This is a genomic window from Cutibacterium namnetense (assembly GCF_001642025.1).
Lineage (GTDB): Bacteria > Actinomycetota > Actinomycetes > Propionibacteriales > Propionibacteriaceae > Cutibacterium > Cutibacterium namnetense.
Genome location: NZ_LWHO01000002.1, coordinates 1 through 26,343, shown reverse-complemented (window position 1 = coordinate 26,343; position 26,343 = coordinate 1). Strand labels below are relative to the sequence as shown.

Genomic DNA, 26,343 nt, shown 5'->3' with positions numbered 1-26,343 from the left:
CGCACCGATGCGAACTAGCGCTTACTTCTTGCTCCCAGACGGAATTCCTGTACGGAACTCGACTACGTCACCGTCCTGCATGACGTATTCCTTGCCCTCCAGCCGCAGTTTCCCAGCAGCCTGGGCCTCCTTCTCACCACCAAATTCAACCAGGTCGTCGAAGGACACCACCTGGGCCTTGATGAACCCCTTCTGGAAGTCGGTATGAATGACGCCAGCAGCCTCAGGAGCGGTGTCGCCTTTGTGAATAGTCCATGCGCGGGACTCCTTCTCTCCCGCGGTCAGGAAGGTCTGGAGGCCAAGTGTGTCGAAGCCCACCCGCGCAAGCTTGTCTAGACCGGGTTCCTCGATACCCGCATCGGTGAGGAACTCGGCAGCGTCCGCGGGCTCCATCTCGGCTAGCTCAGCCTCAAACTCAGCATCCAAAAAGATCGCTTCGGCAGGAGCCACCAACTCCTCCATCTTGGCTTGGAAATCGGAGTCAGCGAGCTGATCCTCGTCACAGTTGAAGACGTAGATGAAGGGCTTTGTCGTCAGCAGAAATAGGTCATGCAACGGCTCGGGATCGAGCCCCGCTGAGAAAATCGTCTTGCCTTCTTCGAGCACCGCCTTAGCCTGCTCCCACGCCTCGGCTTTGGGACGAGACTCCTTCTTGATCGCGGCTTCTTTTTGCAGCTTGGGCAGCTGCTTCTCCATCGTCTGCAGATCAGCGAGCACGAGCTCTGTAGTAATGGTCTCGATGTCGTCGGACGGATCGACGTGACCGTTGACGTGGGTGACATCATCGTCTGCGAAACACCTTGTCACCTGGCAGATGGCGTCGGCTTCACGAATGTTAGAGAGGAACTCGTTACCCATCCCCTCGCCCTTGCTGGCGCCCTTGACAATGCCAGCGATGTCGACGAAGGACACCGTTGCTGGAATGGTCTTGGCGGAATGGAACATCTCTGTCAGCACATCAAGGCGCTTGTCCGGCACCCCAACCACGCCGACATTCGGCTCAATAGTCGCGAAGGGATAGTTCGCTGCCAAGACGTCGTTCTTGGTCAGCGCATTGAACAGAGTCGACTTGCCGGCGTTGGGAAGACCGACGATTCCAATCGTAAGTGCCACGTTCGGCCACTCTACCGTTCTGTCCGCGCCCAACCCACTGGCCACCTCCCATCAACGCTCTACACAGAAACGTTGGGGCAGTTGATCCCGCTACATGTTCTCAGGTCCAGTCGATTTGACCGAGAGTACCCGGCCAAATCGACTGGACTTGGAACCAATTGTCTCAGGCTCCAGCCCAGTACGCTCCCAGCGCCTTGGACAGGTACGTAAGGTCGGCAGTGCCAGCTAGTTCACGGGTGGAGTGCATGGACATCAGCGGCACACCAACGTCAACTGTGAGCATGCCGAGCCTCGTTGCGGTCAGTGGCCCGATCGTCGAGCCACACGGGACCGAGTTATTCGACACGAAGTCCTGGGTAGGCACTCCAGCAGCGGCACACGCCCGCTGCCACAGGGCCCCTCCCACGCCATCAGTGGCATAACGCTGATTAGCGTTAATCTTGAGTAGCGGACCTTCATTGAGCAGTGGGTGATTCGCCGGATCGAACTTCTCAGCATAGTTGGGATGCACGCCGTGCCCGGCATCTGAAGACACGCATGAGGACCTGGCGATCATGGCCCGGTAGGCAGCATCCGTCATTCCGAGTCCCTCAGCGATGCGTACCAGGACGTCTTCGAGGAACGGCCCGCAGGCACCCGACCTTGTCGCCGAGCCGACCTCCTCATGATCGAAACAGGCCATCACCGCCACGTCGTTGGTCGGCTTGACGTCAACGAATGCCGCAATCGAGGAGTGAACCGAAGACAGATTGTCCATACGCTGGCTAGCTAGAAATTCCCCGTACGGTCCGATGACAGCCGGGGACTGGGTCAGATAAGCGAAAATGTCATGGAAGGCTAGGTTCTCGCGCTTGATCCCAGCCACCTCACACAGCAGGTTCTCAACGTCAAGATCGGGCTTCCCGACCGAGAGAATCGGCATAAGGTGACGCTGACGGTCCAACTTGAGATCGTCGTTCACGGTGCGATCCAGATGCGGCGCAAGTTGACTGATGCGCAGAATCGGCCCGGTTCGCACTAAGTGAGCCTGGCCATCACGAGTGACGAGGCGCCCGGACAGACCAAGATCACGGTCGAGCCAGGAGTTAAGTAGGCCACCGCCGTAGACCTCCATACCGACCTGCTGCCAGCCCTGATTGGTGACGGTGGCGTTCGGCTTGAGCTTGAAGGACGGAGAGTCGGTATGGGAACCGACGATCCTCGCCCCCAGTTGCGAAGTCACTTTCTCTGGCGTGATCCAGGCGATGACAGCTCCGTCCCGCACCACGTACCGACGTCCTTCGACGGATGACCATGCCTCGGTCTCCTCCAGAAGCTGGAATCCAGCCTGCTCCAGCCGCCGCGCCAACTCCGCCACAGCGTGATATGAGGTGGGAGACGCCTCCACGAAGGAGACGACGTCGCGGATGTGATCCGAACTTGGGACGCTCTTGTCAGCCATGGCGACTATTCAACCATTACCCGCTGTTCTCCACGACGGAACACAACGCGCGCTAAATGTGTCGGACCCTACTGGAACCCTCGTGGCATGACGAACATCGCGGTCGGGTTTATCGGGCTAGTCATCGGTGTGGCCTTGGGGTGGCTCATCGCGCAATTGCGCGCGTCCCAGCGCGTCGCTGAAGCCACCTCAACAGCGCGTGTGGCGACCGAACGGCTGGAGGCGGCAGAGAAGATCGCCACCGATCGCGACGCTCTGGCTACCCAGTTCAAGGCTTTATCCGCCCAAACCATGGCTGATCAGGACGAACGCGCTACCAGGTCGGTACAGCGAACAATGAACGATGCCCAGCGCCTGTTAGCACCCGTGTCCCTCGCCCTCGAACGACTTGACCGGCGTCTGGCTGAGGTCGAGCGGGAACGTACCGAGATGACGGCAAGCCTACGCGAACAGGTCGCCGGGGTGAGCACTGCTGGGGAAAGCCTGCGCAAAGAGACCGCCAGCCTCGTCGCCGCACTGCGCAAACCTCAAATCCGGGGAGCGTGGGGTGAGATGCAACTACAGCGCACCGCAGAGGTCGCCGGGATGGTCGAGCACTGTGACTTCCAGACTCAGCAGACGACCACAGCCCAGGGAACCCCGCAACGCCCCGATATGACGGTGAAGCTCTCAGGTGAACGGTGCATCCATGTCGACGCCAAGACCCCGCTGGTCGCATTCCTCGAAGCCGCGCAGTGTGACGATGCCGAAGAGTATGACGCGCAGATGGCCCGTTTTGCCCGTCATGTTCGCACCCACATCGACCAGCTGTCGGCCAAGGGCTATTGGCGCACCGACCTCGATTCCCCCGAGTTCGTCGTGTGTTTCCTGCCCTCCGATGCCTTGCTCCAGGCTGCCCTACAGGAGATGCCCGATCTCCACGAGTACGCCAACCGACGTGGGATCGTGCTTGCCAGCCCGTCAGTACTCATTCCGATGCTACGCACCGTCGCCCTCGCATGGCGACAGGAATCTGTCGCGAGATCTGCGGCGGAAGTCGCAGCACTGGGACGTGACCTTCACAAACGCCTAGGGACCCTCGCCGGCAACCTCGACAAGATGGGGCGATCCCTAACCTCGACGGTGCGAGCCTACAATTCGGCCCTAGGCAGCCTGGAGACAAGAGTCCTCGTCCAAGCCAGACGTTTCGAACATCTCGGGGTAACCGCCGACGGCATCGAGTCCCCGGCCCCCATAGAAGAGGCAGTACGACCCCTCACCTCGCCGGAACTGACCGAGAACCAGAATGAGGAGGACTCTGCGCGATGATCCTCAACTCGCCGTCGTGCGGCGCTTCCGCAATTGGGGAGGCAGGGCGAAGGACAATGACTCCTCGATGAGGGTCTCTTCCTCAGCCTGTGGCCAACCCTTCGAGGTGAGTAGGTCGAGCACGCCCTGAACGAGGGCTTCCGGCACTGATGCCCCCGAGGTCACACCGATGGTGGACACACCGTCGAGCCAGGTCTGCTCGATCTCCCCCGCGTTATCCACCCGATAAGAGGCATTGGCTCCCGACTCGAGGGCGACCTCCACCAAACGGCCCGTGTTGGACGAGTTCTTCGATCCCACCACGATGACGAGATCACATTTGGGGGCCATCTGTTTGACGGCGTGTTGCCGATTCTGAGTGGCGTAGCAGATGTCGTCGGAAGGCGGATTGATGAGCTGAGGATGTAGCTCGCGGATCCGATCGACCGTCTCTACCGTCTCGTCGACACTCAGTGTCGTCTGGGACAGCCACGCCACAGGACGGTCGCGGTCCAATTTCAGCTCATCAACATCTTCGGGGGTCTGCACCAGGGTGATGTTCTCGGGAGCCTCGCCAGTCGTCCCCTCAACCTCCTCGTGACCGGCATGGCCGATAAGGAGAATCTGGGTGTCTTGGCTAGCGAACCTCTTGGCCTCGTGGTGCACCTTCGTCACCAGCGGGCAGGTTGCGTCAATGGTGCGAAGACCACGATCGGCAGCCTCCTTCTTAACTTGGGGGGACACACCGTGGGCCGAGAACACGACGAGGGCGTCGTCAGGCACTTCATCGAGCTCATCAACGAAGATCGCTCCGCGCTCCTCCAGGGTCTCCACAACGTGGCGGTTGTGGACTATCTGTTTGCGCACGTACACCGGCGCGCCATACGCCTCTAGCGCCTTCTCGACGGTCACCACCGCACGATCAACGCCGGCACAGTATCCACGCGGTGCAGCTAAATACAGCTTCTTGCTCGTGCTCGCCCCCGAAACAGCCATGGTCCAGAGTCTACGGGTGCGCCGGCATCTGACGAATCCGCTCAAGTTCGCCTGCTGAGGACGCGCAGAAGATCCGTTTACCCAAAGTTCCCCGAAGGTGCATCCATCGCGTCCCTGAGGTGCCACTTCTACTTCCTAAGTTCTGGATTATGAGTGCACCTCATGACACACACGTATCCAGACGACTGCGTCGAGGCCTCGCCTCGGCGTGTGCCGTTGTTACCGCAATCGCGACCTTCTCCCCGGCTCATGCAGCTCCGTCCCGCGACAAGGCCGGACCACTTTCGGGTTCTACCGGTCGCACTACCGTCGGCCAGCTGCTGACCCCAGCCGGCCAGCTCACCACCCTTGGTGACCTTCCGCTCAATGAGGCCTTATCCCCCGATGGCAAGTACCTCGTTGTCAGCAATAACGGCCAAGGAACCCAGTCGCTCCAAGTCATCGAAACTGCCACCGGCAAGGTCGTCCAGACCATCCCCTACAAATCTCCCGAAAGCCTGTACATGGGGTTGGCCTTCAGCCCTGACGGCAAGCACCTATTTGCCAGCGCTGCCGGCAACCACAAGATCCGCACGTACCACTTCGACTGCGGCAAGCTCGTGGAAACCACTGCTCTTCAGCTGCCAATCGTCAGCCCGAAACACAAGAAGATCAACCTTTATCCAGCGGGCCTTGCTGTCACCAAAGACAGTAAACGCCTCGTCGTGGCAGACCAACTCGCTGACGCCGTCTCCGTCATCGACCTCGCCACCAACAAGGTTCAGACGACCCACATCGGACACCGCCCGGTTTGGGTGACCCTCTCCAAGGATTCCACAAAGGCGTTCGTCTCCTCCCAGGGCGGGGCCGACGTCGCCGAGGTCGACATCACCAAATCCCAGCCACTGGCAACCCACAAAATCAATGTGGGCTTCCACCCCAACAAATCCGTGCTCACTCCCGATGGCAAGACCCTTTACGTCGCCAATGGTGACGCCGACACCATCTCGGTCGTCAATGTCGCGTCTCATCGCCAGACCGCCACCATCCCGGTCAACCGCAACGGTTCCAAACTGGTGGGCGCCAATCCGACCGGCCTAGCCCTCTCCCGAGACGGCAAGCGTCTCTACGTCACCAACTCGGGACACAATGAGGTTGCCGTCATCAACGCCGCAACTGGCAAGGTGACCGGGGACATTCCCACTGGCTGGTACCCCACCCAGGTCCTCACCCACGACGGCAAGCTGCGCATTATCTCGGCCAAGGGGTTGGGGGCCGGACCCAACAGCGGTCCGGGCCACCCCAATCCAACTGACCCGCACGACACCGCCGAAAACCAGTACTCCGGTTCCATGATCAAGGGCCTGCTCTCCACCGTCAATGAGCCTGACGCAACTACCCTGGCCAAGCAGACGGCCACCGTCGAGAAGAACAACACCGCAAAGAATCCTGCCCACAGTAGCGCGGTTCCCAACCAAATTGGCACCAAGTCGAGCAAGATCAAGCATGTCATCTATATCGTGCGCGAAAACCGCACCTTCGATCAGGAACTAGGCTCCAACGGTCGCGGTAATGCCGATCCGTCCCTCAACCTTTTCGGTGACGAGTCGGCCCCCCAACACCCGTGCTTTAGCTCGTCAATTCACGACCTTCGACAACTTCTACGCTGATGCCGAGGTCTCGGCCAATGGCTGGAACTGGGTCTCCCAGGCAAACTCAAACCCATGGTCGGAGGAAATGTGGCCACCAAACTACTCCGGTCGTGGCGCACCATACCCAGCCGAGAACAATGATCCGGAGTCCCGGGCGAAGAAACACGACTCATACTTCTGGGAGCACTTATCGAAAAACAATATCAGCTTCCGCAATTACGGTTTCTATACCACCCTCGACAAGAAGGGCAAGGCTCACGGAGTCGACAAGAAGGTCCTCGATCCGAACACCGATCACGACTTCATCAGCTGGACCTTGAACTGCCCGGATTCAGCCAGGTCCTTCATACCGAGGGCTCTAAATTGCGGGCTGAAATCCCGCGTTGACGAGTGGAAGTCCGACTTCAATGAACTGGTAGCTAAGGGCAGCGTACCGACGGTCCAGTTCGTTCGTCTCGGCAACGACCACACCCAGGCGACCAAGGTGGGGGCCCCGACCCCTCAGGCCTACGTCGCAGACAATGACCAAGCCATAGGCCAGCTCGTCGAAACTGTCTCGCATTCCCCAATCTGGAAAGACACCGCGATCTTCCTCACCGAAGACGATGCCCAAAACGGCCCCGATCACGTCGACGCGCACCGCACCATTGGCGAGATCATCAGTCCATACACCCGCACTGGTGGGGTCGATTCCACCTTCTACTCGACAGTATCGATGCTGCACACTATGGAGGGCATCCTAGGTATTGGACCGCTGACCCAGTTCGACGCCTTCTCTACCCCAATGTCCGCGGCCTTCACCGATAAGCCCAACCTGACCCCCTACCAGGCAGTCAGCCCGTCCTATGACATGAAGAAGCTCAACACCCCCAAAGCCCCGATGGCCAAGGAGTCCGGCGAGCAGGACACCACGAAGGAGGACGACATTGACGAGCAGGTCTTCAACAAGGCCATTTGGAAGGCTGTGAAGGGCGCCCGATCCACGATGCCCAAACCGAAGCACTCGGTGATCCAATCTGGCCCGGTGCCTGCCTCTGACGATGATGACGACGACGGCGACGAGCTCAAGCCTGGAGATGTCGATGAGCTAGGCACCTACTCCAAGGATGCCAAGGGGTTCCCGGTGTGGGCTCCCGACGGCGACGACAAGCGGTTCGATCCTTCGCGAGGTGCCGACCGCTGCGCTGCCAAGCCGAACCCGACGCCGACGGAAACACCAACCGTTCCTACCGCCAGCGCACCCGGCGACGGCACCCACAGTGGTGAGCGCCACGGCCACCCAGGCCTTCCGCGCACTGGAGTGTGATCGTTTGAGGGGCTCGAGCCGCTTTCTGTGGCGGCCCGAGTTCCTGTCGCCATTCTCGGCTAGCGTGACCTCCATGGCCGAGTCGAATACCGCCGACAACCCGCGCTCCCTGGCATGGGTCGTCAACGCCGTCAAGGGGTGGGTGGAGCGCTGCGGGGCCGTCTGGGTGCAAGCTCAAATCATCGAGGTCACTAGACGCTCCAGCCCGACACAATTCCTCACCCTGCGCGACCCCATCGAGGCGATCTCGGCCAGCGCCACCTGTCATCGCCGAGTCCTCGACGCTGCCGGACCAATCGAGTCGGGGATGACGGTCACCGCCCTCATCCGACCGACAGTGTGGTCGCGCACGGGGAGGCTCTCCTTCGAGATCTCCGAAATCACCCCCACCGGCGAGGGCCAGCTCCTCGCCCAACTAGAGAGACGCAAACGTCTCCTCGAGGCCGAGGGACTCTTCGATGCCACCCTCCACAAGCCGATTCCCGTTCTGCCCCGCGGCATCGGACTCATCGCAGGGGCTAGCTCCGACGCTGAGCGTGACGTCCAGCGTCATGCCACGCTGCGTTGGCCGGCCGCCCGGTTCGTCGTCCGCAATACCCGGGTCCAGGGACCCATGGCGGCCCAGCAGATCATCGCTGCCCTCGCTGACCTTGACGCCGACCCCACCGTCGATGTCATCGTCATCGCCCGCGGCGGTGGTGCCTTGGAGGATCTCCTGCCGTTCAGTGACGAAGCGCTAGTGCGGGCCGTTTACACCACCCGGACCCCCGTCGTTTCGGCCATCGGTCATGAACGTGACAATCCAATTCTCGATCTCGTCGCCGATCTACGCGCATCAACGCCGACCGACGCGGGCAAGCTCATCGTCCCAGACGCTGCCGAGCAGTCCCAAGCTGTCGAGACAGCCAGAACCCGACTTCGCCAGGCTGTTACGCGATTCATCGACGTCGAGATGGCACACCTGGCTCAGATCCGCTCCCGCCCGGTGATGGTCAATCCAGCGACCACTCTTGATATCGCGGTAGAAAAACTCGACGCCACGCTGAAGCGTCTGCGTCTTGCTACGAATCGTGCCCTGGATGCCGAGAGTCGCGACGTTAACCACATGCTTGAGCGCGTGCGCGCAATGTCGCCCAAGGCCACCTTGGATCGCGGCTACGCCATCCTCGCCGACACCCAAGGCGGTTCCATCACCTCAGTCAATGACACCGACATACGCGCGAACCTACTGGTCTACCTATCTGACGGTACCCTCGGCGTCACCGTCGATTCCCTCGACCGTCGCACCCCAAACCGTCCCACGTTCCAGGAGGACTCGTGACCGACAACACCTCGAACCCCACTCCTGGGGAGCCAGAAATCACCTACGAGGCCGCCCGCGACGAATTAGTCGGAATCGTCAACCGACTCGAATCCGGTGGGATCTCTCTCGCCGAGACCATGACTCTGTGGGAGCGCGGTGAGAAATTAGCCGATATCTGTCAGTCGTGGCTCGACGGGGCGCGAGCCCGCATCAATACGGTACGACCCGATACCGAGACCTCGCAGCCCTGACGCCGAGCGACCCGCACGCCGGGACGTCAAGCCGTCGTCAGCATCCCGGCAAAGTCGGTGAGAACCCGATAATCAGCGTCCGCGACGATCACCGCGGTCGCGGAGCCAATTTTCGTTACCAGGGCGTGGGTGCGATCGTCCGGGCTGACCATCTTCGTCCAGGTGTATCGACCGATCGTGATCTTGCCGTCCTCAGTGGCAGACCTCGTCACGGAGGTCACGAACGCTCTGCCCGGCTCGTCGGATTGGTTCACCGCCAGGTAGAGGTTCTTGCCTGTCAGGAATCCCAACTCCCACCGGTTCCCCGCGGAGACGGTGTTGCCTACCCAGCGATCCCCCCGGTTGGCATACCGAGCCTTGGTCGGTCGCCAATCCCCTGGAACCTCCGTGGGGGCCAGCACGGGGTAGCCCGCATGGGACCGGGCCGACGCCACCACGGGTTTCCAGTCGACCTGCTGGATATTCGGCTCTTCAGGGGTTCTGGTGAAGAACCACACGATGAGCATCACCGGGACAAGGATGACCACCAGGGACAGAAACATGTCCTTGACACCGGCTCTGGGATTGCGTGGCACCCGTCGATTGTTGCAGATGCCGCCCACCCGCACCGTCGCTTCAGTTCATCTCAGCTGACCATATCCTCCATCATCGATGTCACCAGAGCGGCAATCGGGGAACGCTCCGAGCGAGTCAAGGTGACATGTCCGAACAGGTCGTGGCCCCGCAGCCTCTCTACGACCGCTGCCACCCCGTCATAACGACCGACGCGGAGATTGTCACGCTGGGCGACATCGTGGGTGAGCACCACCCGCGAATTCTGACCAATACGCGAGAGCACCGTTAACAGCACGTTGCGCTCCAGAGATTGGGCTTCGTCAACGATAACGAAGGCGTCGTGCAAGGACCGGCCACGAATATGTGTCAGCGGCAGAATCTCGAGCATTCCGCGCGACATCACTTCTTCGATGACGTAGTTATTCGTCACGCTAGTGAGGGTGTCGAGGACCGCCTGTCCCCACGGGGCCATCTTCTCCCCTTCGTCACCGGGCAGGTAGCCCAGATCCTGACCTCCAACAGCGTAGAGCGGGCGGAACACCATGACCTTCTTGTGGAGTTGACGTTCCATGACCGCCTCAAGGCCTGCGCATAGGGCGAGGGCTGACTTCCCCGTTCCGGCCCGCCCTCCCATCGAGACGATTCCGACCTGGGGGTCAAGCAACATATCGAGTGCTATGCGCTGTTCTGCGGAGCGGCCGCGAATCCCGAAAGCTTCCTGATCATTCGGGACGAGACGGGCAGAGGCGTCCGGCATCCGCCGAGCCAGAGCTGTTCCGTTCGGCCCTTCCAACACCAGTCCAGCATGCACGGGGATCTCGTCGAAGATCGAGTCGACGACGCTCCCCTCCTCATAGAGGGTCGAGATGATCTCGTCTGGTACCTCGAGGTTCACCATGCCGGTCCAGCCGCTGTCGGGGACGAGCTCGTGACGGTATTCCTGGGCTTCCAAACCAATCGCCGAAGCTTTGACGCGCAGGGGCAAGTCCTTCGTCACCAGGACGACCGAGTGCCCCGCCAGGCGGTAGTTTTGTGCGACCGCCAAGATACGAGTGTCGTTGTCGCCCAACCGGAAACCATCAGGTAGACACATGGGGTCGGAGTGATTGAGCTCGACGAGCAGCACGCCTCCCTCGTCATTGACCGGCACTGGTCCCACCAGGCCGTCATTGTCAAGCCTCAACCGGTCGAGGATACGCAGCGCTGCGCGAGCAAAATATCCCAGCTCGGGGTGATGACGCTTACCCTCCAACTCAGTGATGACGACGATCGGCACAACCACCTCGTGCTCGGCGAAGTTAAGCAGAGCATGGGGGTCAGACAGCAGCACCGAGGTGTCGATGACGTATGTCCGCCTCCCCTCAGGTGCTTCCGGGATCGGGCTATGGGCTCGCTCGGAGCCTGCTGGACGGACGGACACGAAAACCTCCCGTGACGTGAGAGAGGTCGCATTGAGGAAGGAAACGTCGTCGAGGCGTCGAAAGCGGCCCCTCTGACATCAAATGTAGAACCAGTCTGGTGACGCCGAAGCGGGTGGTTCTCCCATTCGCCCAGAGTTCACCGGCTGGTCAGATGACGGCAAGCCCGATGGCAACGGCGTGACACATCGCCGCCACCGCCGTACAGCTGTGGAAAACCTCGTGGAACCCAAACCAGGTAAGTGACGGATTGGGTTTCTGGCGGGCGTAGGCGATCGCTCCGACGGAGTAGAACACCCCGCCAATGAGAATAAGAGTGACGACCGCTGGCCCACCTGTGCGCCAGAACTGGGGGAGCCACCACAGCGCCGTCCATCCCATGACGACGTAGAGGACCGTTGAGGCCCATCGGGGCACTCCGTTCCATACGAATCGGAACGCGACCCCGAGTAGCGCGCAGATCCAAATAATCGACAGCAAGGCCATCCGGGAGGCGCCTGCCGTCAGAGCGACAGCCAGCGGGGTGTACGTCCCGGCAATAAACACAGCGACGTTGGCGTGATCGATGCGCCGCAAAACGTCCTTGGTTTTCGCACCCCACGACACTCGGTGGTAAACCGCCGAGTTTCCGAACAACTCGAGTCCGGTGAGCATCCACACCCCGACGGCAAATCGGTTTCCCCAGGCCGGCGTAGCAATCATGAGGCCAACACCGGCGAGCAAGATAAGCGGAGCCATGACGGTATGTACCCAGCCACGCAGCCGCGGTGTAGGGAGCACCGAACCACGATTATCGGCCTTGCCGCTGCGCTCGGTCGTCATGCGTCGCCCTCCCTTCACCTACCGTAAACCTACGGTTCGGTAGGTTTGGGTTTTCAGCTTACCGTGTCCCATGCCCGTGCCGCGATCACACCTCATGACCCGGGCTATCGACCGTTTGTGTCGAGCACTGACTAATCTGGACCCATGAGCAGCCTGGATCACCGTCTGTCGAAGGTCAGTGAGACCCTCGACCGCATGCACCCATCCGGCCTGCTGTACACCACCTACGAGGCTCGTCTCCTCGACCAACTCGACCGCAGCCGTCTGCCCCAGCACGTCGCAGTCCTGGCCGACGGCAATCGCCGCTGGGCCCGCCTCAACGCCCCGGGAGAGCCCCTGGTAGCTGGCTACGAAGCGGGGGCAGATCGCCTGAGAGAGTTTTGCGCATGGTGCGATGCCGTCGGCATCCCGATCATCACCCTGTGGGTGCTATCGACCGATAACCTGCAACGTGCCGAGACCGGCGAACTCGGGCCACTGCTCAAGGTCATCGAGTCCCTCGTTAACTCGTTGGCAGCTAATTCGCGATGGCGCGTCCAGGCCGTCGGGGACCTTGATCTTCTTCCCGATGACATGGCCGAATCGCTGTGCCGGGCCGGACGCACCTCAGCCGAGCATGTCGGCATGCATATCAACGTCGCGGTAGCTTACGGAGGCCGCCATGAACTGCGCGACGCTGTCCGTTCCCTCCTCGCCGAAGAGGCGGAGAAGGGCACCAGCCTGGCTGAATTGGCCCGAACCCTAGAAATCGACCAGATCGAGGATCACCTGTACACGCGAGGCCAGCCCGACCCAGACCTCATTATCCGCACCTCAGGAGAGCAGCGCCTTTCCGGATTTCTCATGTGGCAAAGCGCCCACTCAGAGTTTTACTTCTGCGAGGCGTTGTGGCCTGACTTTCGCAAGGTTGACTTTCTGCGGGCGCTGCGCTCCTTTACCCAGCGGGAGCGGCGCTACGGCCGCTAACCCGCTGTGACGACGATCTCAGACCCGCCGCCACAGCGGTTCCTTGAGATCCAGGTAGTCGGTTACCGGCTCGAAGCACACCGTGCCACGGCATACCCAACAGGTCGGCCGATCATCACGCGGGGCGCGCTCGTTGAACCAGGTGCCAAACCCAGAATCGTCGTGAACCCGACGCATGATCGCCGACCCTGCCGGAGCCATCCGCCACGCTGCAGCGGCCAGGTCACTCGGCTCGTCGGTCGTCTCCGCGATAACGACTCCAGCCGGCTTGAGACCACGACGAGCCTCGTCAGCAGTGAGGAAGTCTGCCAGGGCCCAACCGGAGAAGCGCGGCGTTGCCGTCACCACCGGCAGCAGGGCCGCGGAGGCCTTGTCGGCACGCTCGACGAAGTCGGCACGCTCGGCCATGAGACCCACCCTGCGCAGAGCCATCACCATGACGGCAGTCGGGCTGGGACAGGCATCGTCAGTCAATGTGTGAGCGGTCACCGTCAGCAGGGATGAATCCTCCTCGACGTCAAGGAAACTGCCGTCGGCGGCGCTAAACCGGGCCACTGCCTCATCAAGGACCTTGACGGCACGGTCCAGCCATACCGACTCCCCCGTCGCCCCAGCCAAGCCAGCAAAAGACAGCGCAATCCAGGCGTAGTCCTCACACACCGCCGGAGCTCCCGGACGATCGTGGAAAGAGGTCCGCAGCAGCATGCCGTCATTCCAATGTGCCCTCCACAACGAGTCAGCGAGCTCATGGGCCTGCTTCACCCATGACCATTCGCGCAGGACCATGCCGGCCTCGACGAGGCCGTCAATAAGCATGGCGTTCCAGGCTGTAATCGCCTTCTCGTCACGAGCCGGGGCACTGCGACGGCTCCGCGCCTCTAGCAGGGTGTCCATGTCGGCGTTAATGCGCTCCCACTCGACGCGTCCGCGCAGCTGCACAGTGCCCAAATCGTTGTCGCTAAAAGGCTCGAGATGCACAAGGGGGCGCAACCATTCGGCTTCGTCGGATCCCAATGCGTCGGTAATCAGATCCTGATTCCACAAGTAGTAAATGCCCTCGCGGGTGTGTCCAGCGGCATCGTCGGAATCGGCGTCCAAGCCGGCAGCATACAAACCATTGGGCAGTCGCATCTCCCGGTTGAGCCATGCGACGGTGCGACGAGCGGCGTGGGAATACAGATCGCGCCTATCGGGATCGTGGTCGGCGGTGCGACGCCAGCAACGGGCCATCGTTGCCAGCAGCAGAGCGTTGTCATAGAGCATTTTCTCGAAGTGCGGCACCACCCATTGCGAATCGGTGGAGTAGCGGTGGAATCCGCCACCGACCTGATCGAAAATGCCGCCGCGGACCAGGTGCTCGCAGGTGTTCTGAGCCATGTCGAGGCTCGTCGGGTCACCCTTAACAAGCAGAGCATCTAGCAGCGTCGCATTGGGAAACTTCGTCGGCCCCCCAAAGCCGCCATGAACGATGTCATAGTCAGCTCCGACGGCTTCAATGAGCTCCCCAGCGATCGGGCGGGCAGCCTCGGGGGCCTCCTCAACGGGCCGCAGGTGCTCGACAATCGCCTCCGCAGAAGACACCACTTCGTCGCGACGCTCACGCCATGCCTCGCCGAGGGCTTCCACGAGCTCAACGAATCCCGGCAACCCGCCACGGCGCATCGGCGGAAAGTAGGTGCCGGCGAAGAATGGCTTGCCCTCAGGAGTCAGGAACACAGTGTTGGGCCACCCGCCCTGCCCAGTCATCGCCAAGGTCACCTGCATCAGCGCCGCATCAACCTCGGGCCGCTCCTCGCGATCGACCTTGACGGAGACGACGTTGGCGTTGATGACCTCGGCCACCTCAGGGTCACTGAAGGATTCTAGTGCCATGACATGGCACCAATGGCAGCTCGAATAGCCCACCGAAACCATAACGGGCACATCCCGACGGCGTGCCACGTCGAACGCTTCCTCTCCCCAAGGGAACCAATCGACAGGATTCGCGGCGTGCTGGATGAGATACGGGCTAGCGGACTCGCCAAGATGGTTCGGCATGGCAGTCAGCCTACGAGGACAACCCCGTCCTCGGCCACTGAGCGGGTTGGCCCGAACGCAGCCCAGCCGATTGAGTACTCACATGTCACGATTCGCGTCTTTGCCGTGATCCTCCTTGAGAGCCGGGCCACAGGGGACCTCGTCAAAGTCAATACCGCGAATGTTGCGACGAATGCTAATCCACGCAACGATGCCGAAGACAGCCAGAACGAGGCAGCACAGAAAGTTAGCGAGGCCGGTACTTACAAGTTGGGCCGCAAAAACTGTCATGCTCACAGCCTATGCCCTAGGGCACAATGGGCCACGTGCCAACCCCAAGCCATGATCGCTCCCTCACTGACGAGGCCCGCGAGCGCATTGCGAACCGCTATCCCAAGCCTCACCGAGCGCCCTGGGTCATCTTCACCATCGTATTGGCGATAATCCTTATCGGATGGACGGTGTGGACCGGACTTCATCACGCCGAACAGCCGATCCGAGCGAGCTTGCACGGCTACCACGCGGTATCTGATTCGCGCGTCGACGTCACCATCAATCTGCAGCGTCCTGACCCATCGGTCACAGGCTCCTGCACGTTGGTCGCAACCGCAGCTGACCATGTACGCGTTGGGGAGACGACGGTGACATTCCCGGCGAGCTCGTCACAGGATGAAACAATCCACACCAGCGTTAAGACCTTCTCGCGGGCTGTCACCGCCGAATTAGAAAAGTGTGGACCGATCAGGTGACACTCGCGGTAAGATGAATAGATGCCTGAGTCTGAAGACACTGTGTGGCTAACCCAAGAGGCCTTCGATAAGCTCACCCAGGAGCTTGAGTACCTCAAGGGCGACGGCCGCACCGCCATTGCCAACAAGATTGCCGACGCCCGTTCGGAGGGGGATCTCTCTGAGAACGGTGGCTATCACGCTGCCCGTGAGGAGCAGGGGCAGGCCGAAGCCCGTATCCGTCAACTCGAGCAGATGCTGCGTAACGCTGAAGTGGGCGAGGCTCCGTCCTCCCCCGATGAGGTCGTGCCAGGTTCTAAGGTGACGGTTTGCTATTTCGACGACGAGTCCGACACCGACACTTTCCTGTTGGGATCGCGTCAGGTAATGGGCCTTGATGATTCCGTCGACGTCTCCGTCTATTCGCCGCAGTCTCCCCTCGGCGGTGCCATCATGGGCCATTCGAAGGGCGAGTCGACCGAATACAAAGCTCCCAATGGTAAAACGATTAAGGTGACGATCCTTGAGGTCGAGCCGTTCGAGGAGTGACGCTCACTAAACGTCACACGCATTGCCGTACAACATCGTTAATCGTTATGAGAGCGGGGCGCATAGCGCCTCGCTCTCATAAATGTTGTGCCTGCCATCGCTATTTCACATCGCGCGGACGGCGATCCGCCCGACCAGGCAGGTAACGTCAAGACGGGCGGATCCGTTGCCCATGACATATTCGTCGACTTCTCCGCCGTCGGGCCAGGAGATTACGCCGGTCTGTGCCTTGCCTCGCACTGACACGTTAGAACCGCCCGCCAGCTTGATACTGAGGTTGCCCGACTCGACGCGGATCTGGGAGCGACCAGTATCGATACACCCGGTGATGCTGCCATTTCCCGCTTGGAAGAGCCCATCCTCGATCTGATGCACTCCGTCGATCTCAGTAACACCGGCAGTAACACGCACCCGACCGAACCTCTCAACCTCGCTGGCACGCAGTGAACCACCGGATAGCTCGATGTCGACAGGAAGATCAGGATGCACCCGGACCGTCACCTCACGACCGAGGCCCAAATCTTTGACCCCGTCCATATCGGTCGGGAGGCGGAATCTCTTGAGGACGCCGAGGTCCGGCGCCAGATGTCCGTCGATCGCGACCTCAACGACCCGTCCAATACGTCGCCGGGTGTGTCTGCCCTCAATCTGCAGACCTGCAATGGATCGATCTCCGACGAGCCGGATTCGACGCCCGCTGCAGTTGACGCGTACGCGGTCCAGATCCGTTGCCACGTCAACACTTCTCTCCGGATCGTTGCCTCCACTGGCTCGGCGTGGCCCGGACGACACCGTTGAGGCGACCGTTTCCCCGACGCTCTCAGCCATTCCGGACACGACTCGCCATGCGGACCGAAGCCCTTCCTTGGCCTCTGGGGGAATTGTGAATCCCCCCACCGAACCGCTATCAGCCTGGGAAGCCTCATCCTCACAAGCCCCGTGCCGAGGGCCCGGGCCGTTCGTCGCCCCAGACGCCGGTTGGTCTTGCCCAGCAGCAGCGATACGGCGGTTCGCCTCGGCAGTATCGATCCTCCCGGCAGCAAGGTCCTCAAGGATGGCGGAGATGTCAGCGCTCATGGCATCAACTTTACGGGGAAGTCCAACCGGTCAATGCTCACGCGTGCTCAGCAGCCAGGTCATCGTGGCTTGGTGGTACCTCGCCCGCTGGAGTCTCAGGGTTCAGCGCCTTGATGAAAGCTACGCCAAAGGCAACGATCGGGATGGCGAACAGAGCGCCCACGATACCGGAGATGATGGCGCCGACGGCAATACCGAGCAGCACGATGAGGGGGTGAATGGAGACGGCTTTACCCAAAAGGAAGGGCTGCAGAACGTGTCCCTCAATCTGCATGACGGCCACGAAGACGATGAGCATGATGAAAGCCTTGAAGAAACCGAGCGTCACCAACACCACGCCGACGGCGACAACACCGGCCGTCAACGCACCGACGATGGGGACGAAGGCCAAGATGAATGTCAGGGCACCAATCGCCACTGACATTGACGACCCGATAATGGCGGCTCCGATTCCGGCACCCAGACCGTCGACAAATGCGACAATGACCGCAGCGCGCACATAGGCAACCAGTGCAACCCAGCCGCGCTTCGCAGCGTCGAGGATTTTGGCGCGATGCTCCCGTGGGATCAGAACCGCCGATTTCTCGGCCAATTTATCGCCTTCATAGACGAAGAAGAACGTGGCAAACAGCGCCATCACGAGACCGGCACCGAACCGCCCGATCTGGGAGCCGGCAGCAGCGGCAGTCGCGGCGATGCGCCCTTGGGAACCGGCCACGGCTGTCTCCGCCTTGTGCATGAGGGCAGTGAGCTGAGCCTTGTTGGTGTGCAGAGGGCTCTGGGACAGCCATTGCAGAGCCTGCTTGAAGCTAGCGACACTTTGGTTACCCAACTCACGCCACTGCAAGGCGATCTGAGCCCCGACGAGGGTGAACACTCCGCCCACAAGAATGATGAGGAGTAATAAGCAAATTCCCGACGCGATCCCGCGATGGATGTGATGCCGCGACAACCAATTTGCTAGTGGCCACATGGCGGCAGTGAGCATAAGCGCCACCGCGACTGGCACGGACACCTCAGAAGCCGCGTGGAGCACTTGGTAGAGACCATAGATGAAGACCGCAATGACGATCATCCGCCAGCACCATCCGGCAGCGGTACGCATGCCGTTGGGAACGTCTTCGACGGGAGCCGCGGCGGGCCGGCGAGCTACGTTAGCGGCGTCGGAAGTGGAGGTAACGCCGGCCGTCTCATCCGTGACTTCGGCATGCGAGGATGCCGGTGACGACGTGGGGGTCTTCCTACCCTCGCTAAAGAGCTTCATGGGTTCCTTCCGGAATAGTGTGATGGGGCTGCGGGCCCCCCGAAGGCGTGATCTCAGGGTAGCGTCATACATGTCATCCGCATGCATTCTTTGGAGGTCACCGTGGTTGCTCGTCCCCTTGCCGAACTCGTCGCCCCCGACTGGGCAGAGGCATTGACAGGGGTGGAACCCCGAATCCACGAGATGGGCGACTTCCTGCGAGCGGAGACGGCTGCCGGGAGAGGTTTTTTACCCCATGGTGACCGTATTCTGCGTGCTTTTTCCCGCCCGATGGCCGATGTCCGCGTACTTATCGTCGGCCAGGATCCCTACCCGACACCCGGGCATCCGGTGGGTTTAAGTTTTTCAGTGGAGCGGGATGTCCGGCCACTGCCGCGGTCTTTGCAAAACATCTATGCCGAGTTGCAGTCAGATCTCGATATTGCCCCATGTGAGCACGGTGATCTCACCGGCTGGTTTGAGCAAGGTGTGCTGCTTCTCAACAGGTGTCTAACCGTTCAGCCGGGGCGGCCCGCATCCCATCGAGGCAAGGGATGGGAGGAGGTCACTCAAACGGCGATCGAGGCTTTGGTGGCTCGCGGTGGTCCGCTGGTTGCGATCCTATGGGGACGCGATGCCCAGTCTCTAGAGCCCATGCTGAACAAAGTTCCTATCGTGAAGTCCTCGCACCCCTCCCCCATGTCAGCACGGTACGGTTTCTTCGGATCTCGACCTTTCAGCCGCACGAATGAGCTACTCGTACAGCAAGAGGCCGACCCCATCAATTGGGACTTGTCGACCCACTGATCGGCCCGGCCCCTGACATCGAGTTTTCACGTCAGTCCTGTTCCGGCTGACGGAAAAGCGAGATAGCCGACACGGCTAGCCCACCCCACACCGTAACCATCGCAATGATCATCATGATGATCGCTGAAGTGCTCATGACAAGATTCCTTCCTGGGTTTGCTGTGAGTTTTCGCGGGCCAGCTCCTCATCGTGGGTGAGCTCATGGTGGATCGCCGAGCGGTGCGGCCACGGAATGAATGACAGCGCTAGGGCCAGGACAACGACGAGGATGGACATTCCCCAGCCGAAGATCCCGACGAAATCTCCGGGCATCCCGCCGTATCCCTTACTCGCGACAGTGATGACCTCGGTGATCCACAGGCCCAGCAAGACCAGCGGGACGACAACGCTGACCAGAAGCATCCATACGTTGTTGACCTTGAACGAGGAATACTCATTGAGGTGGTCGCGCAGCACCGGTAGCTTCCGCAATGCCCAGGAAATGACTAAACATGCGAGCAAGGCAACCCCGACGATGCCGATGTTGTTGATGAAGTGGTCGGTGACGTCGAGCAATTTGAGACCAGTCGTCGTCGGGAACAGCACGATCGACGCGGTAGCCGTCACGCCACCGATAATCCAGCTAGCAGCCTTACGCGACATTCCCGTCTTTTCTCGGAAAGCAGCAATGACGACCTCGAACAAGCTGATCATCGAGGTGATGCCGGCAAAGACCAGCGAGACGAAGAACAGTACCCCCAGGATCGGTCCCACGGCACCGGCCTGGCTAATGATCTGTGGGAAAGCGATGAAGGCCAGGCCGATACCCGAACCGGCGACCTCGCTCACCGGCTTACCGGAGGCGGTCGCCATGAATCCCAGGGCGGCGAAGACGCCCAGGCCTGCCAGGATTTCGAAAGAAGAGTTCGCGAATCCGACAACCATGCCAGATCCCGTCAGGTCAGACTTCGGCTTGAGGTAGGAGGCATAGGTCACCATGATTCCGAATCCCACCGATAGGGAGAAGAAAATCTGACCGTACGCTGCCATCCACACCTGATAGTTGCCCAGCGCATCCCATGACGGGGTGAACAATGCATCGAGTCCAACCGAGGCGCCGTCAAGGGTAAGAGCGACGATCACCAGAGCGATGAACATCACCGCGAGCAGCGGCATGAAAATCCACGATGCCCGGGTGACGCCCTTCTCAACGCCGGTAGCCACGATGGCGAGCACAAAAAGCCACAGCAGCAACAACGGCCAGAACACTTCAGACACGAAATGGAATTCGACGTCAACGTTGCTAGCCACGTGCAGGAAGCCGCCGGTAAGAAACCCCTCGGGGTTGCTTCCCCAAGCTTTCGTCACAGAGAACCCGACATAGCGAATGGCCCAGGCAATGATGACCGCGTAGTAGATGACGATCACCCAGCAGATGAGGGTCTGCCACCAACCGATAGCTTCCGCGCGCTCGTGGAGACGGCGCAGTGCCATCGGCGGAGAGCCCCGGAATTTATGCCCGACAGCGTAGTCGAGGAAGAGTAACGGAATACCAGCGGTAAGCAGCGCTACCAGATAAGGCACGATGAAGGCTCCACCGCCATTGCTATAGGCGACATAAGGGAACCTCCAGATATTGCCCAAGCCGACCGCAGAACCGATCGCAGCGATGAGGAAGGCACCTCGACCGGTGAAACTCTCACGCCGCTGAGGCTTTCGAGCGGCTTTCCCTCCACCTGCAACGGTTGCGCCAGACTGCGCGGGGTCAGACATGTTGATCCTTTCGTGCAGTGAACTTTGGTGACAAAGTCTCACATGCTGAAGGGAGGAGACCGGATCATGGACCATCCACTGAGATAGACAGGAATGGATCGCTGGTCTGATTCGTTGGATCGGTGATACGAGAGAACTCATTTGTAAGGAGAAGGTGCATGAATAAGGCCGAGATGATCTCACCGGAGAATGCGCTACCTGGGGGGCGTACCCCAGTGCTGACGATGCCGTTCTTCCACCGAGTGACTGGAGACCGCCTCGATCGCCCCTTCCCAGGCGCAGAGACGATCTACCTAGCCATGGGCTGTTTTTGGGGAGCCGAAAAGCTGTTTTGGAACACCAACGGAGTGCTGCAGACCGCCGTCGGGTAGATGGGCGATCTCACCCCCAACCCCACCTACCGCGAGGTGTGCACGGGACGCACCGGACACGCCGAGACCGTTCGGGTGACTTACGACCCCGACCAGGTCTCAACCGAGGCGATCCTCACTGTCTTCCTGGAAAACCACGACCCTACTCAGGGGATGCGCCAGGGCAATGACGTGGGCACCCAATACCGTTCGGCAATCTGGTGCACCACCACCGAACAGTTCATGGCGGCCACCACTGCCAAGGGCTCCTTTCAAGCCAACCTGCTCAACGCCGGCTATGGGGCCATCACGACCGTGATCTCCATGGCCAATGGCGTCGAGTTCTACCTCGCGGAGGCCGAGCACCAGCAGTACCTCGAAGACAACCCGGACGGTTACTGCCCCGTTCACGCCACCGGAGTATGTCTCGCTAACTCGTGAGCGACACGGGTGGCCCCGCCAAGCCCTACGGTCGCGGAGCCTGGTCACAGCACAATTGAGTGGCACGGTTCGGTTGCCCCGCCACCGGAGCATCATGGATATGACCGCTACCAAGGGGGATGTATGAAGTACCGCCAGATCGGACCTTTCCGTACCTCAGCAATTGCCTACGGCTCGATGCCGTTGTCGATTGAGGGCCGTCCTGACCGCGACACCGCGATCAAGGTCCTCCATGATGTCCTCGATGCCGGGTGCACCCACATTGACACCGCTTGGGCCTATTACGAGTCGGGAGGCGAGGAGCAGTACGGCGAAAAGCTCGTCGCCGATGCCTTGGCGTCGTGGGATGGTGACCACTCGACGATCTCGGTGGCCACTAAGGTCGGGCATTTTCGCTGCTTCAACGACGCCGGAGCAGCCGTCTGGGACGTTGACGGATCGCCGGAACGACTGCGCCGCGACGCGAAGCTCTCGGCTGAGGCATTGCGTACCGACCAGATCGATTTACTGTATTTGCATCGGCCCGACCCCAAGGTCGAATACGAGGACATGGTGAGGACTCTGGCCGGCATCCTCGACGACGGCTTGGCGCGTACCGCCGGCATTTCTAATGCCAATCCTGACCAGATTCGACTAGCCCACAGCATCCTCGGTGATCGTCTCGTGGCGGTGCAGAACCAGTTCTCCCCGGGCTTCTTATCTTCGCGTCCGGAGCTGGAGCTATGCGGCGAACTCGGCCTAGCTTTCGTCGCGTGGAGCCCGCTAGGCGGATACCGTCGTCCCCTCGACGAGGATGCGTTCACGGCCTTCCAGCGCATCGCCGACATCCGCGGCATCAGCCGGGCACAGGTCATCCTCGCTTGGGAGCTGAGCCAGGGCCCGCACGTCATCCCGATTCCCGGGTCCCACCGTTGCCAGACAATTCTCGACTCCCTTAAATCCGTCGACGTCACTCTGACCGACGAGGAGCTTGCCCAGTTGCCGTGACAGCGCCGAGGCAGGAGGCCGGGCGCTTCTGGCCTGTCAGGCTTCGACGCGCTCTTTCGCTTCGCGCTTGGTCCATCGATACAGGAAGGCGATTGCAGCGGCGAAGATGATCACGCCGACGATCCCGGCACCGCTGTCCCACGACTCAGGCGCGATGGCGATGGCATCCTCGGATCCCGCGGCCGCAATCATGGCGGCGTAGATGACGCCAAAGATCGACTCACCGACGATGAGGCCCGTAGCCAGCAAGATTCCGGTGCGCTTTTTACCTTCGACGTCACCGGCGGTGCGGGCCGCCCACTTGTCGAACAGCCAGCCAAGCGCGGCCCCGATCGGAATGGTCAGCGACAGGGTCATCGGCAGGTACATACCCATGCCGACGGCCAGCGGCGGAAGGGAGAATTTCTTGGTGGTATGGGTGAGGATCTCGTCGACGATGATGATGCCGATACCTACCAGGGCGCCAATCCCCATGAGCCCCCAGTCGAGAGATCCACCGAAAACACCAGTCGCCAGCGAGGAAATAAGGGTCGCCTGTGGCGCTTGCAGGGCGTTCGGACCAGCGCCGGGTGCGCCCTGGAAACCAAAGGCGCTCTGCATGAGCTGCATGACAGGCGGGATGATAGCCGAACCAAAAACAACTCCGATGACCAACGCAATCTGCTGTTTCCACGGTGTCGAACCGACCAGCTGACCAGTCTTGAGGTCCTGCAGGTTGTCGTTCGATATCGTCGCGATACCAAAAACGATAGATGCAGTGAATAGGGTGTAGGCCACCAGCTTGACCGTCTCGTCGCCACCAACAGCACCGTAGGCGAGCTTAATAAGGAGAGCAGCCACCAAGACAACCAGGATGCCAACGCCGGAAATCGGGCTGTTAGATGCACCAATCAGACCAGCCATGTAGCCACACACAGAAGCAACACCCAAGCCGACCAACAGGATGAACGCCAAACTGACGATGATGACACCGGTCATCGACCCCGAGACGACCATGTCGCGGGCAAATCCCCACAGCATGAAGCCGATCGGAATCATCGAGATCAGCACGACAGTTAAGACAACAGAAACAGGCAGGTCACGCTCGGTCAGCGGGACCTCGCCGCCCTGGTGGCGGGTCCTGGAGGAGCGGATGGAATCGCTGATGCCCTTGGCGATGGGACCGATGACCTTAATGAGGGTCCAGATGGACGCGACACCGATGGTGCCAGCACCGACGAAGCGAACATCGCTAGTGAAGACGTCCTGAATCACCGCGAGATCGCTGCCGACCTTGCCGGACACCCGCCATGGCAGGATCACACCGTAAGAAATGATGAGGCCAACGAGGATGGACGCGGCAACGGCAACACCAACCAAGTGACCGACACCAATGAGAGCCATCGACATGCTGACGCCGACCATCGAGCCGCTACTATCCCCAGCCTTGAAAGGCTTGGTCAGGGCCGACTTCACCAGCTTGAGGTCGGACAACAGGGCATAGCCTGCAGAAACCAGAGAACCGACGATGATGACTCGCAGACCCACCTTGTTGGCCTTGGCAGCGCCAGCGGAATCACCCACCTTGAGCACCTCGGCTCCGGCGACGCCCTCCGGGTAGGGAAGATCTGAGCCGGTTACGAGGGCTCGACGCAGCGGGATGGAGTACATGACGCCGAGAATGCCGCCGACTAGACAGATGGCCAGGGTGGTCCAGTACGGGAATCCTGTCCACCAGCCGACCATGATGAGACCGGGCAGGACGAAAATAATCGCAGACAAGGTGCCGGCTGCCGATGCAATCGTTTGGACGATGTTGTTTTCCTCGATCGAGTGCCCCTTAAAGTGGCGCAACACGGCCATCGAGATGACAGCAGCCGGAATAGATGTGGCGAAGGTCAGACCGACCTTGAGCCCGAGGTAAACGTTCGCCGCGGTGAAGACCAACGTCATGAGACCGCCGAGGATGATGCCTCGGAGGGTCAGTTCACGTACTGAGGTCCCCGGCCGTCGGGCCGGCGCTGACGAGCTCGATAGGTCAGACATACTCCCCTTCTTCCATAAGATGGCTTGACCACTATGCCACCATCAGAGTCTGAAAGTACGGAAAGCACCGCCCGTCACGCCAATTGTCGTCTTCCCGACTTCGGAAACACCCAGACACTCAACATCACATAGACGTAAAGAGCCTCAACACAAGCCGCAGTGAACCTAGCGAGCTCAAAGTGAACACCTAGGGATTCCAGCAACGTTGAGAATCCAAGAGTCAGACACACGTAATTCGTCACCATCGTCACCGCGTAGCGTCCACCCTGACGACCGAGGTTGCCGTGAGAGTGGAAGTTCAGCCATCTATTCACGAAGAATGAGTAGATGGCCGACAGCCCATATCCCAGCGACACCGACACCGGATACGGCAGCCCTACCCCTCGGAAGAAGACCGCCAATAGACTCATATCGATGAGGAAACCCAACCCGTTGATGATGCAGTAACCGATGAAAGTAACGGGCAGGCCGGACAGTGGAAACGGCAGAGCGGAGTGAACCGTTAAGCATCCTCTCGCGAACACTCGAGGGGCAGAGCGCCGGGGGACTCTTCTAGCCCTGATACGTTTCGCACTTGTTACCACAAACCCATTTTGGCAGCACCATCAAGGACAGTCGTCACCGGACGATAACGTAACCATATGGCGACCACGAGACGCGCAACCCTGGCAGACCTGCCATTCATGGTCCACGTCCTGAGGCATGCGGCAGGTGGAGTATCCGGACCACTCGACGTCGAGGAATGTCGGACAACTCCCGCTATCGCGCATTACATCGATGGCTGGACACCAGACCAAGTTGGGCTAATCTGTCTCGCTGACGGCGCTCCTATCGGTGCCGCATGGGCCCGCAATTTACCTGCCACGGACCCAGGCTACGGATTTGTTGCCCCTGGAATCCCGGAACTGACGATCGCTATCTCGCCTCGACACCGTGGACACGGCCACGGCGGGTACCTGCTGGCAAGTCTCCTGGACGCCTGCTGTAGGAACGGAATTAAGTCTGTAAGTCTCAGCGTTGATGCCAACAACGAGCGAGCTGTAGCCATGTGTCACCAGGCTGGCTTCATCGAAGTTTCACACGATCATGGCCGCCTCGTGATGCTACGAGTCGAGGGAACCCCGGCTATTTCCCCGCAACGCTGATCACCCCTCTGGCTGGTGGGTGGTGTTTGTGGGGGTGTGGCCGTGCCCGCGTATACGCCCGTGTGTGCGGCATGGTGAACACGGGGTCACTGGCAGGCATTCTCGGGGGAATGCTCGCCAGTGTGTGTTCACCA

At 60.5% G+C, this 26,343-nt stretch carries 25 protein-coding genes and 1 pseudogene; 12 read left to right on the top strand and 14 right to left on the bottom strand.

Translation table 11 applies throughout. The features are described from left to right. Positions 1 to 21 precede the first annotated feature (21 nt). A complete protein-coding gene (gene ychF, locus A5483_RS02910; RefSeq protein ID WP_002549404.1) occupies positions 22 to 1,113 on the bottom strand; it encodes a redox-regulated ATPase YchF in 1,092 nt (363 codons plus the stop codon). 163 nt (positions 1,114 to 1,276) lie between these two features. Then, the gene (locus A5483_RS02905; protein ID WP_063810985.1) at positions 1,277 to 2,563 is read right to left on the bottom strand and encodes a M18 family aminopeptidase; all 1,287 of its coding nucleotides are present in this window, start codon (positions 2,561 to 2,563) and stop codon (positions 1,277 to 1,279) included. A gap of 78 nt (positions 2,564 to 2,641) precedes the next feature. Here A5483_RS02905 and A5483_RS02900 point away from each other — a divergent pair, with 78 nt between their 5' ends. Beyond that, entirely contained in the window at positions 2,642 to 3,862 is a 1,221-nt protein-coding gene (locus A5483_RS02900) for a DNA recombination protein RmuC (protein WP_002549365.1), read from the top strand. Positions 3,863 to 3,865: 3 nt separating this feature from the next. Here the strand turns inward: A5483_RS02900 and A5483_RS02895 are convergent, their stop codons facing one another. Continuing rightward, complete coding sequence (locus A5483_RS02895; protein ID WP_002549399.1) at positions 3,866 to 4,837, bottom strand: 4-hydroxy-3-methylbut-2-enyl diphosphate reductase; 972 nt, start codon at positions 4,835 to 4,837, stop codon at positions 3,866 to 3,868. Between the two features lie 149 nt (positions 4,838 to 4,986). Here A5483_RS02895 and A5483_RS12750 point away from each other — a divergent pair, with 149 nt between their 5' ends. The 4 genes from A5483_RS12750 (at position 4,987) to A5483_RS02880 (ending at position 9,328) form a co-directional block, all read left to right on the top strand. Next, positions 4,987 to 6,486 (top strand): YncE family protein, encoded by a 1,500-nt coding sequence (locus A5483_RS12750; protein WP_479405400.1) that lies wholly within the window; start codon positions 4,987 to 4,989, stop codon positions 6,484 to 6,486. Further along, positions 6,416 to 7,774, top strand: a complete 1,359-nt coding sequence (locus A5483_RS12745; RefSeq protein WP_465249466.1) for an alkaline phosphatase family protein — start codon at positions 6,416 to 6,418, stop codon at positions 7,772 to 7,774. The genes A5483_RS12750 and A5483_RS12745 overlap by 71 nt, the downstream gene beginning before the upstream one ends. Positions 7,775 to 7,847: 73 nt before the next feature. Further along, positions 7,848 to 9,095 (top strand): exodeoxyribonuclease VII large subunit, encoded by a 1,248-nt coding sequence (gene xseA, locus A5483_RS02885; RefSeq protein WP_002549395.1) that lies wholly within the window; start codon positions 7,848 to 7,850, stop codon positions 9,093 to 9,095. Next, positions 9,092 to 9,328 carry an exodeoxyribonuclease VII small subunit gene (locus A5483_RS02880; RefSeq protein ID WP_063810984.1) on the top strand — a complete coding sequence of 79 codons (237 nt, stop codon included), beginning with the start codon at positions 9,092 to 9,094 and terminating at the stop codon, positions 9,326 to 9,328. Before xseA ends, A5483_RS02880 begins: the two co-directional genes overlap by 4 nt. A 26-nt stretch (positions 9,329 to 9,354) precedes the next feature. Here A5483_RS02880 and A5483_RS02875 read toward each other — a convergent pair whose 3' ends face one another. The 3 genes from A5483_RS02875 to trhA all read right to left on the bottom strand — a co-directional run bounded on the left by A5483_RS02875 (position 9,355) and on the right by trhA (position 12,123). Continuing rightward, positions 9,355 to 9,870 carry a DUF4245 domain-containing protein gene (locus A5483_RS02875; protein ID WP_063811041.1) on the bottom strand — a complete coding sequence of 172 codons (516 nt, stop codon included), beginning with the start codon at positions 9,868 to 9,870 and terminating at the stop codon, positions 9,355 to 9,357. 83 nt (positions 9,871 to 9,953) lie between these two features. Next, on the bottom strand, positions 9,954 to 11,303 hold the full coding sequence (locus A5483_RS02870; protein WP_002549439.1) for a PhoH family protein: 1,350 nt from the start codon (positions 11,301 to 11,303) through the stop codon (positions 9,954 to 9,956). A gap of 148 nt (positions 11,304 to 11,451) precedes the next feature. Continuing rightward, on the bottom strand, positions 11,452 to 12,123 hold the full coding sequence (gene trhA / locus A5483_RS02865; RefSeq protein WP_063810983.1) for a PAQR family membrane homeostasis protein TrhA: 672 nt from the start codon (positions 12,121 to 12,123) through the stop codon (positions 11,452 to 11,454). A 144-nt stretch (positions 12,124 to 12,267) separates the two neighbouring features. Here trhA and A5483_RS02860 point away from each other — a divergent pair, with 144 nt between their 5' ends. After that, entirely contained in the window at positions 12,268 to 13,089 is an 822-nt protein-coding gene (locus A5483_RS02860; protein WP_002549377.1) for an isoprenyl transferase, read from the top strand. 18 nt (positions 13,090 to 13,107) lie between these two features. On the opposite strand, the gene A5483_RS02855 is transcribed toward A5483_RS02860, so the two are convergent. Both A5483_RS02855 and A5483_RS02850 read right to left on the bottom strand, forming a co-directional pair. Then, a complete protein-coding gene (locus tag A5483_RS02855; RefSeq protein ID WP_063810982.1) occupies positions 13,108 to 15,126 on the bottom strand; it encodes a thioredoxin domain-containing protein in 2,019 nt (672 codons plus the stop codon). A 78-nt stretch (positions 15,127 to 15,204) separates the two neighbouring features. Further along, a complete protein-coding gene (locus tag A5483_RS02850; protein ID WP_002549370.1) occupies positions 15,205 to 15,396 on the bottom strand; it encodes a hypothetical protein in 192 nt (63 codons plus the stop codon). Between the two features lie 26 nt (positions 15,397 to 15,422). Here A5483_RS02850 and A5483_RS02845 point away from each other — a divergent pair, with 26 nt between their 5' ends. Further along, entirely contained in the window at positions 15,423 to 15,854 is a 432-nt protein-coding gene (locus A5483_RS02845) for a DUF4307 domain-containing protein (RefSeq protein WP_063810981.1), read from the top strand. A gap of 21 nt (positions 15,855 to 15,875) precedes the next feature. After that, positions 15,876 to 16,382, top strand: coding sequence for a transcription elongation factor GreA (gene greA / locus A5483_RS02840; RefSeq protein WP_002549353.1), 507 nt, complete (start codon positions 15,876 to 15,878; stop codon positions 16,380 to 16,382). Positions 16,383 to 16,487: 105 nt separating this feature from the next. Here the strand turns inward: greA and A5483_RS12595 are convergent, their stop codons facing one another. Next, positions 16,488 to 17,459 (bottom strand): hypothetical protein, encoded by a 972-nt coding sequence (locus A5483_RS12595; protein WP_002549309.1) that lies wholly within the window; start codon positions 17,457 to 17,459, stop codon positions 16,488 to 16,490. A 37-nt stretch (positions 17,460 to 17,496) separates the two neighbouring features. After that, the gene (locus tag A5483_RS02830) at positions 17,497 to 18,723 is read right to left on the bottom strand and encodes an AI-2E family transporter (RefSeq protein ID WP_193790429.1); all 1,227 of its coding nucleotides are present in this window, start codon (positions 18,721 to 18,723) and stop codon (positions 17,497 to 17,499) included. Positions 18,724 to 18,825: 102 nt separating this feature from the next. On the opposite strand from A5483_RS02830, the gene A5483_RS02825 reads away from it, so the two are divergent. Beyond that, positions 18,826 to 19,509 carry a uracil-DNA glycosylase gene (locus A5483_RS02825; RefSeq protein ID WP_002549436.1) on the top strand — a complete coding sequence of 228 codons (684 nt, stop codon included), beginning with the start codon at positions 18,826 to 18,828 and terminating at the stop codon, positions 19,507 to 19,509. Positions 19,510 to 19,540: 31 nt separating this feature from the next. On the opposite strand, the gene A5483_RS11160 is transcribed toward A5483_RS02825, so the two are convergent. Beyond that, a complete protein-coding gene (locus tag A5483_RS11160; protein ID WP_081474448.1) occupies positions 19,541 to 19,645 on the bottom strand; it encodes a methionine/alanine import family NSS transporter small subunit in 105 nt (34 codons plus the stop codon). Beyond that, a complete protein-coding gene (locus A5483_RS02820) occupies positions 19,642 to 21,261 on the bottom strand; it encodes a sodium-dependent transporter (protein ID WP_063810980.1) in 1,620 nt (539 codons plus the stop codon). Before A5483_RS02820 ends, A5483_RS11160 begins: the two co-directional genes overlap by 4 nt. Positions 21,262 to 21,419: 158 nt before the next feature. Between A5483_RS02820 and msrA the strand changes: the two are divergent. Next, positions 21,420 to 22,052 (top strand): annotated as a pseudogene (gene msrA / locus A5483_RS02815) (peptide-methionine (S)-S-oxide reductase MsrA). A 123-nt stretch (positions 22,053 to 22,175) separates the two neighbouring features. Next, a complete protein-coding gene (locus tag A5483_RS02810; RefSeq protein WP_002549355.1) occupies positions 22,176 to 23,039 on the top strand; it encodes an aldo/keto reductase in 864 nt (287 codons plus the stop codon). A 36-nt stretch (positions 23,040 to 23,075) separates the two neighbouring features. On the opposite strand, the gene A5483_RS02805 is transcribed toward A5483_RS02810, so the two are convergent. Together A5483_RS02805 and A5483_RS02800 are read right to left on the bottom strand one after the other, a co-directional pair. Continuing rightward, on the bottom strand, positions 23,076 to 25,004 hold the full coding sequence (locus A5483_RS02805; protein WP_193790432.1) for an OPT family oligopeptide transporter: 1,929 nt from the start codon (positions 25,002 to 25,004) through the stop codon (positions 23,076 to 23,078). Between the two features lie 134 nt (positions 25,005 to 25,138). After that, a complete protein-coding gene (locus A5483_RS02800; RefSeq protein ID WP_002549334.1) occupies positions 25,139 to 25,588 on the bottom strand; it encodes a GtrA family protein in 450 nt (149 codons plus the stop codon). A 117-nt stretch (positions 25,589 to 25,705) separates the two neighbouring features. Here A5483_RS02800 and A5483_RS02795 point away from each other — a divergent pair, with 117 nt between their 5' ends. Next, positions 25,706 to 26,209: a GNAT family N-acetyltransferase gene (locus tag A5483_RS02795; protein WP_063810978.1), complete on the top strand. Its 504-nt coding sequence runs from the start codon at positions 25,706 to 25,708 to the stop codon at positions 26,207 to 26,209. The last annotated feature ends 134 nt before the right edge of the window (positions 26,210 to 26,343 follow it).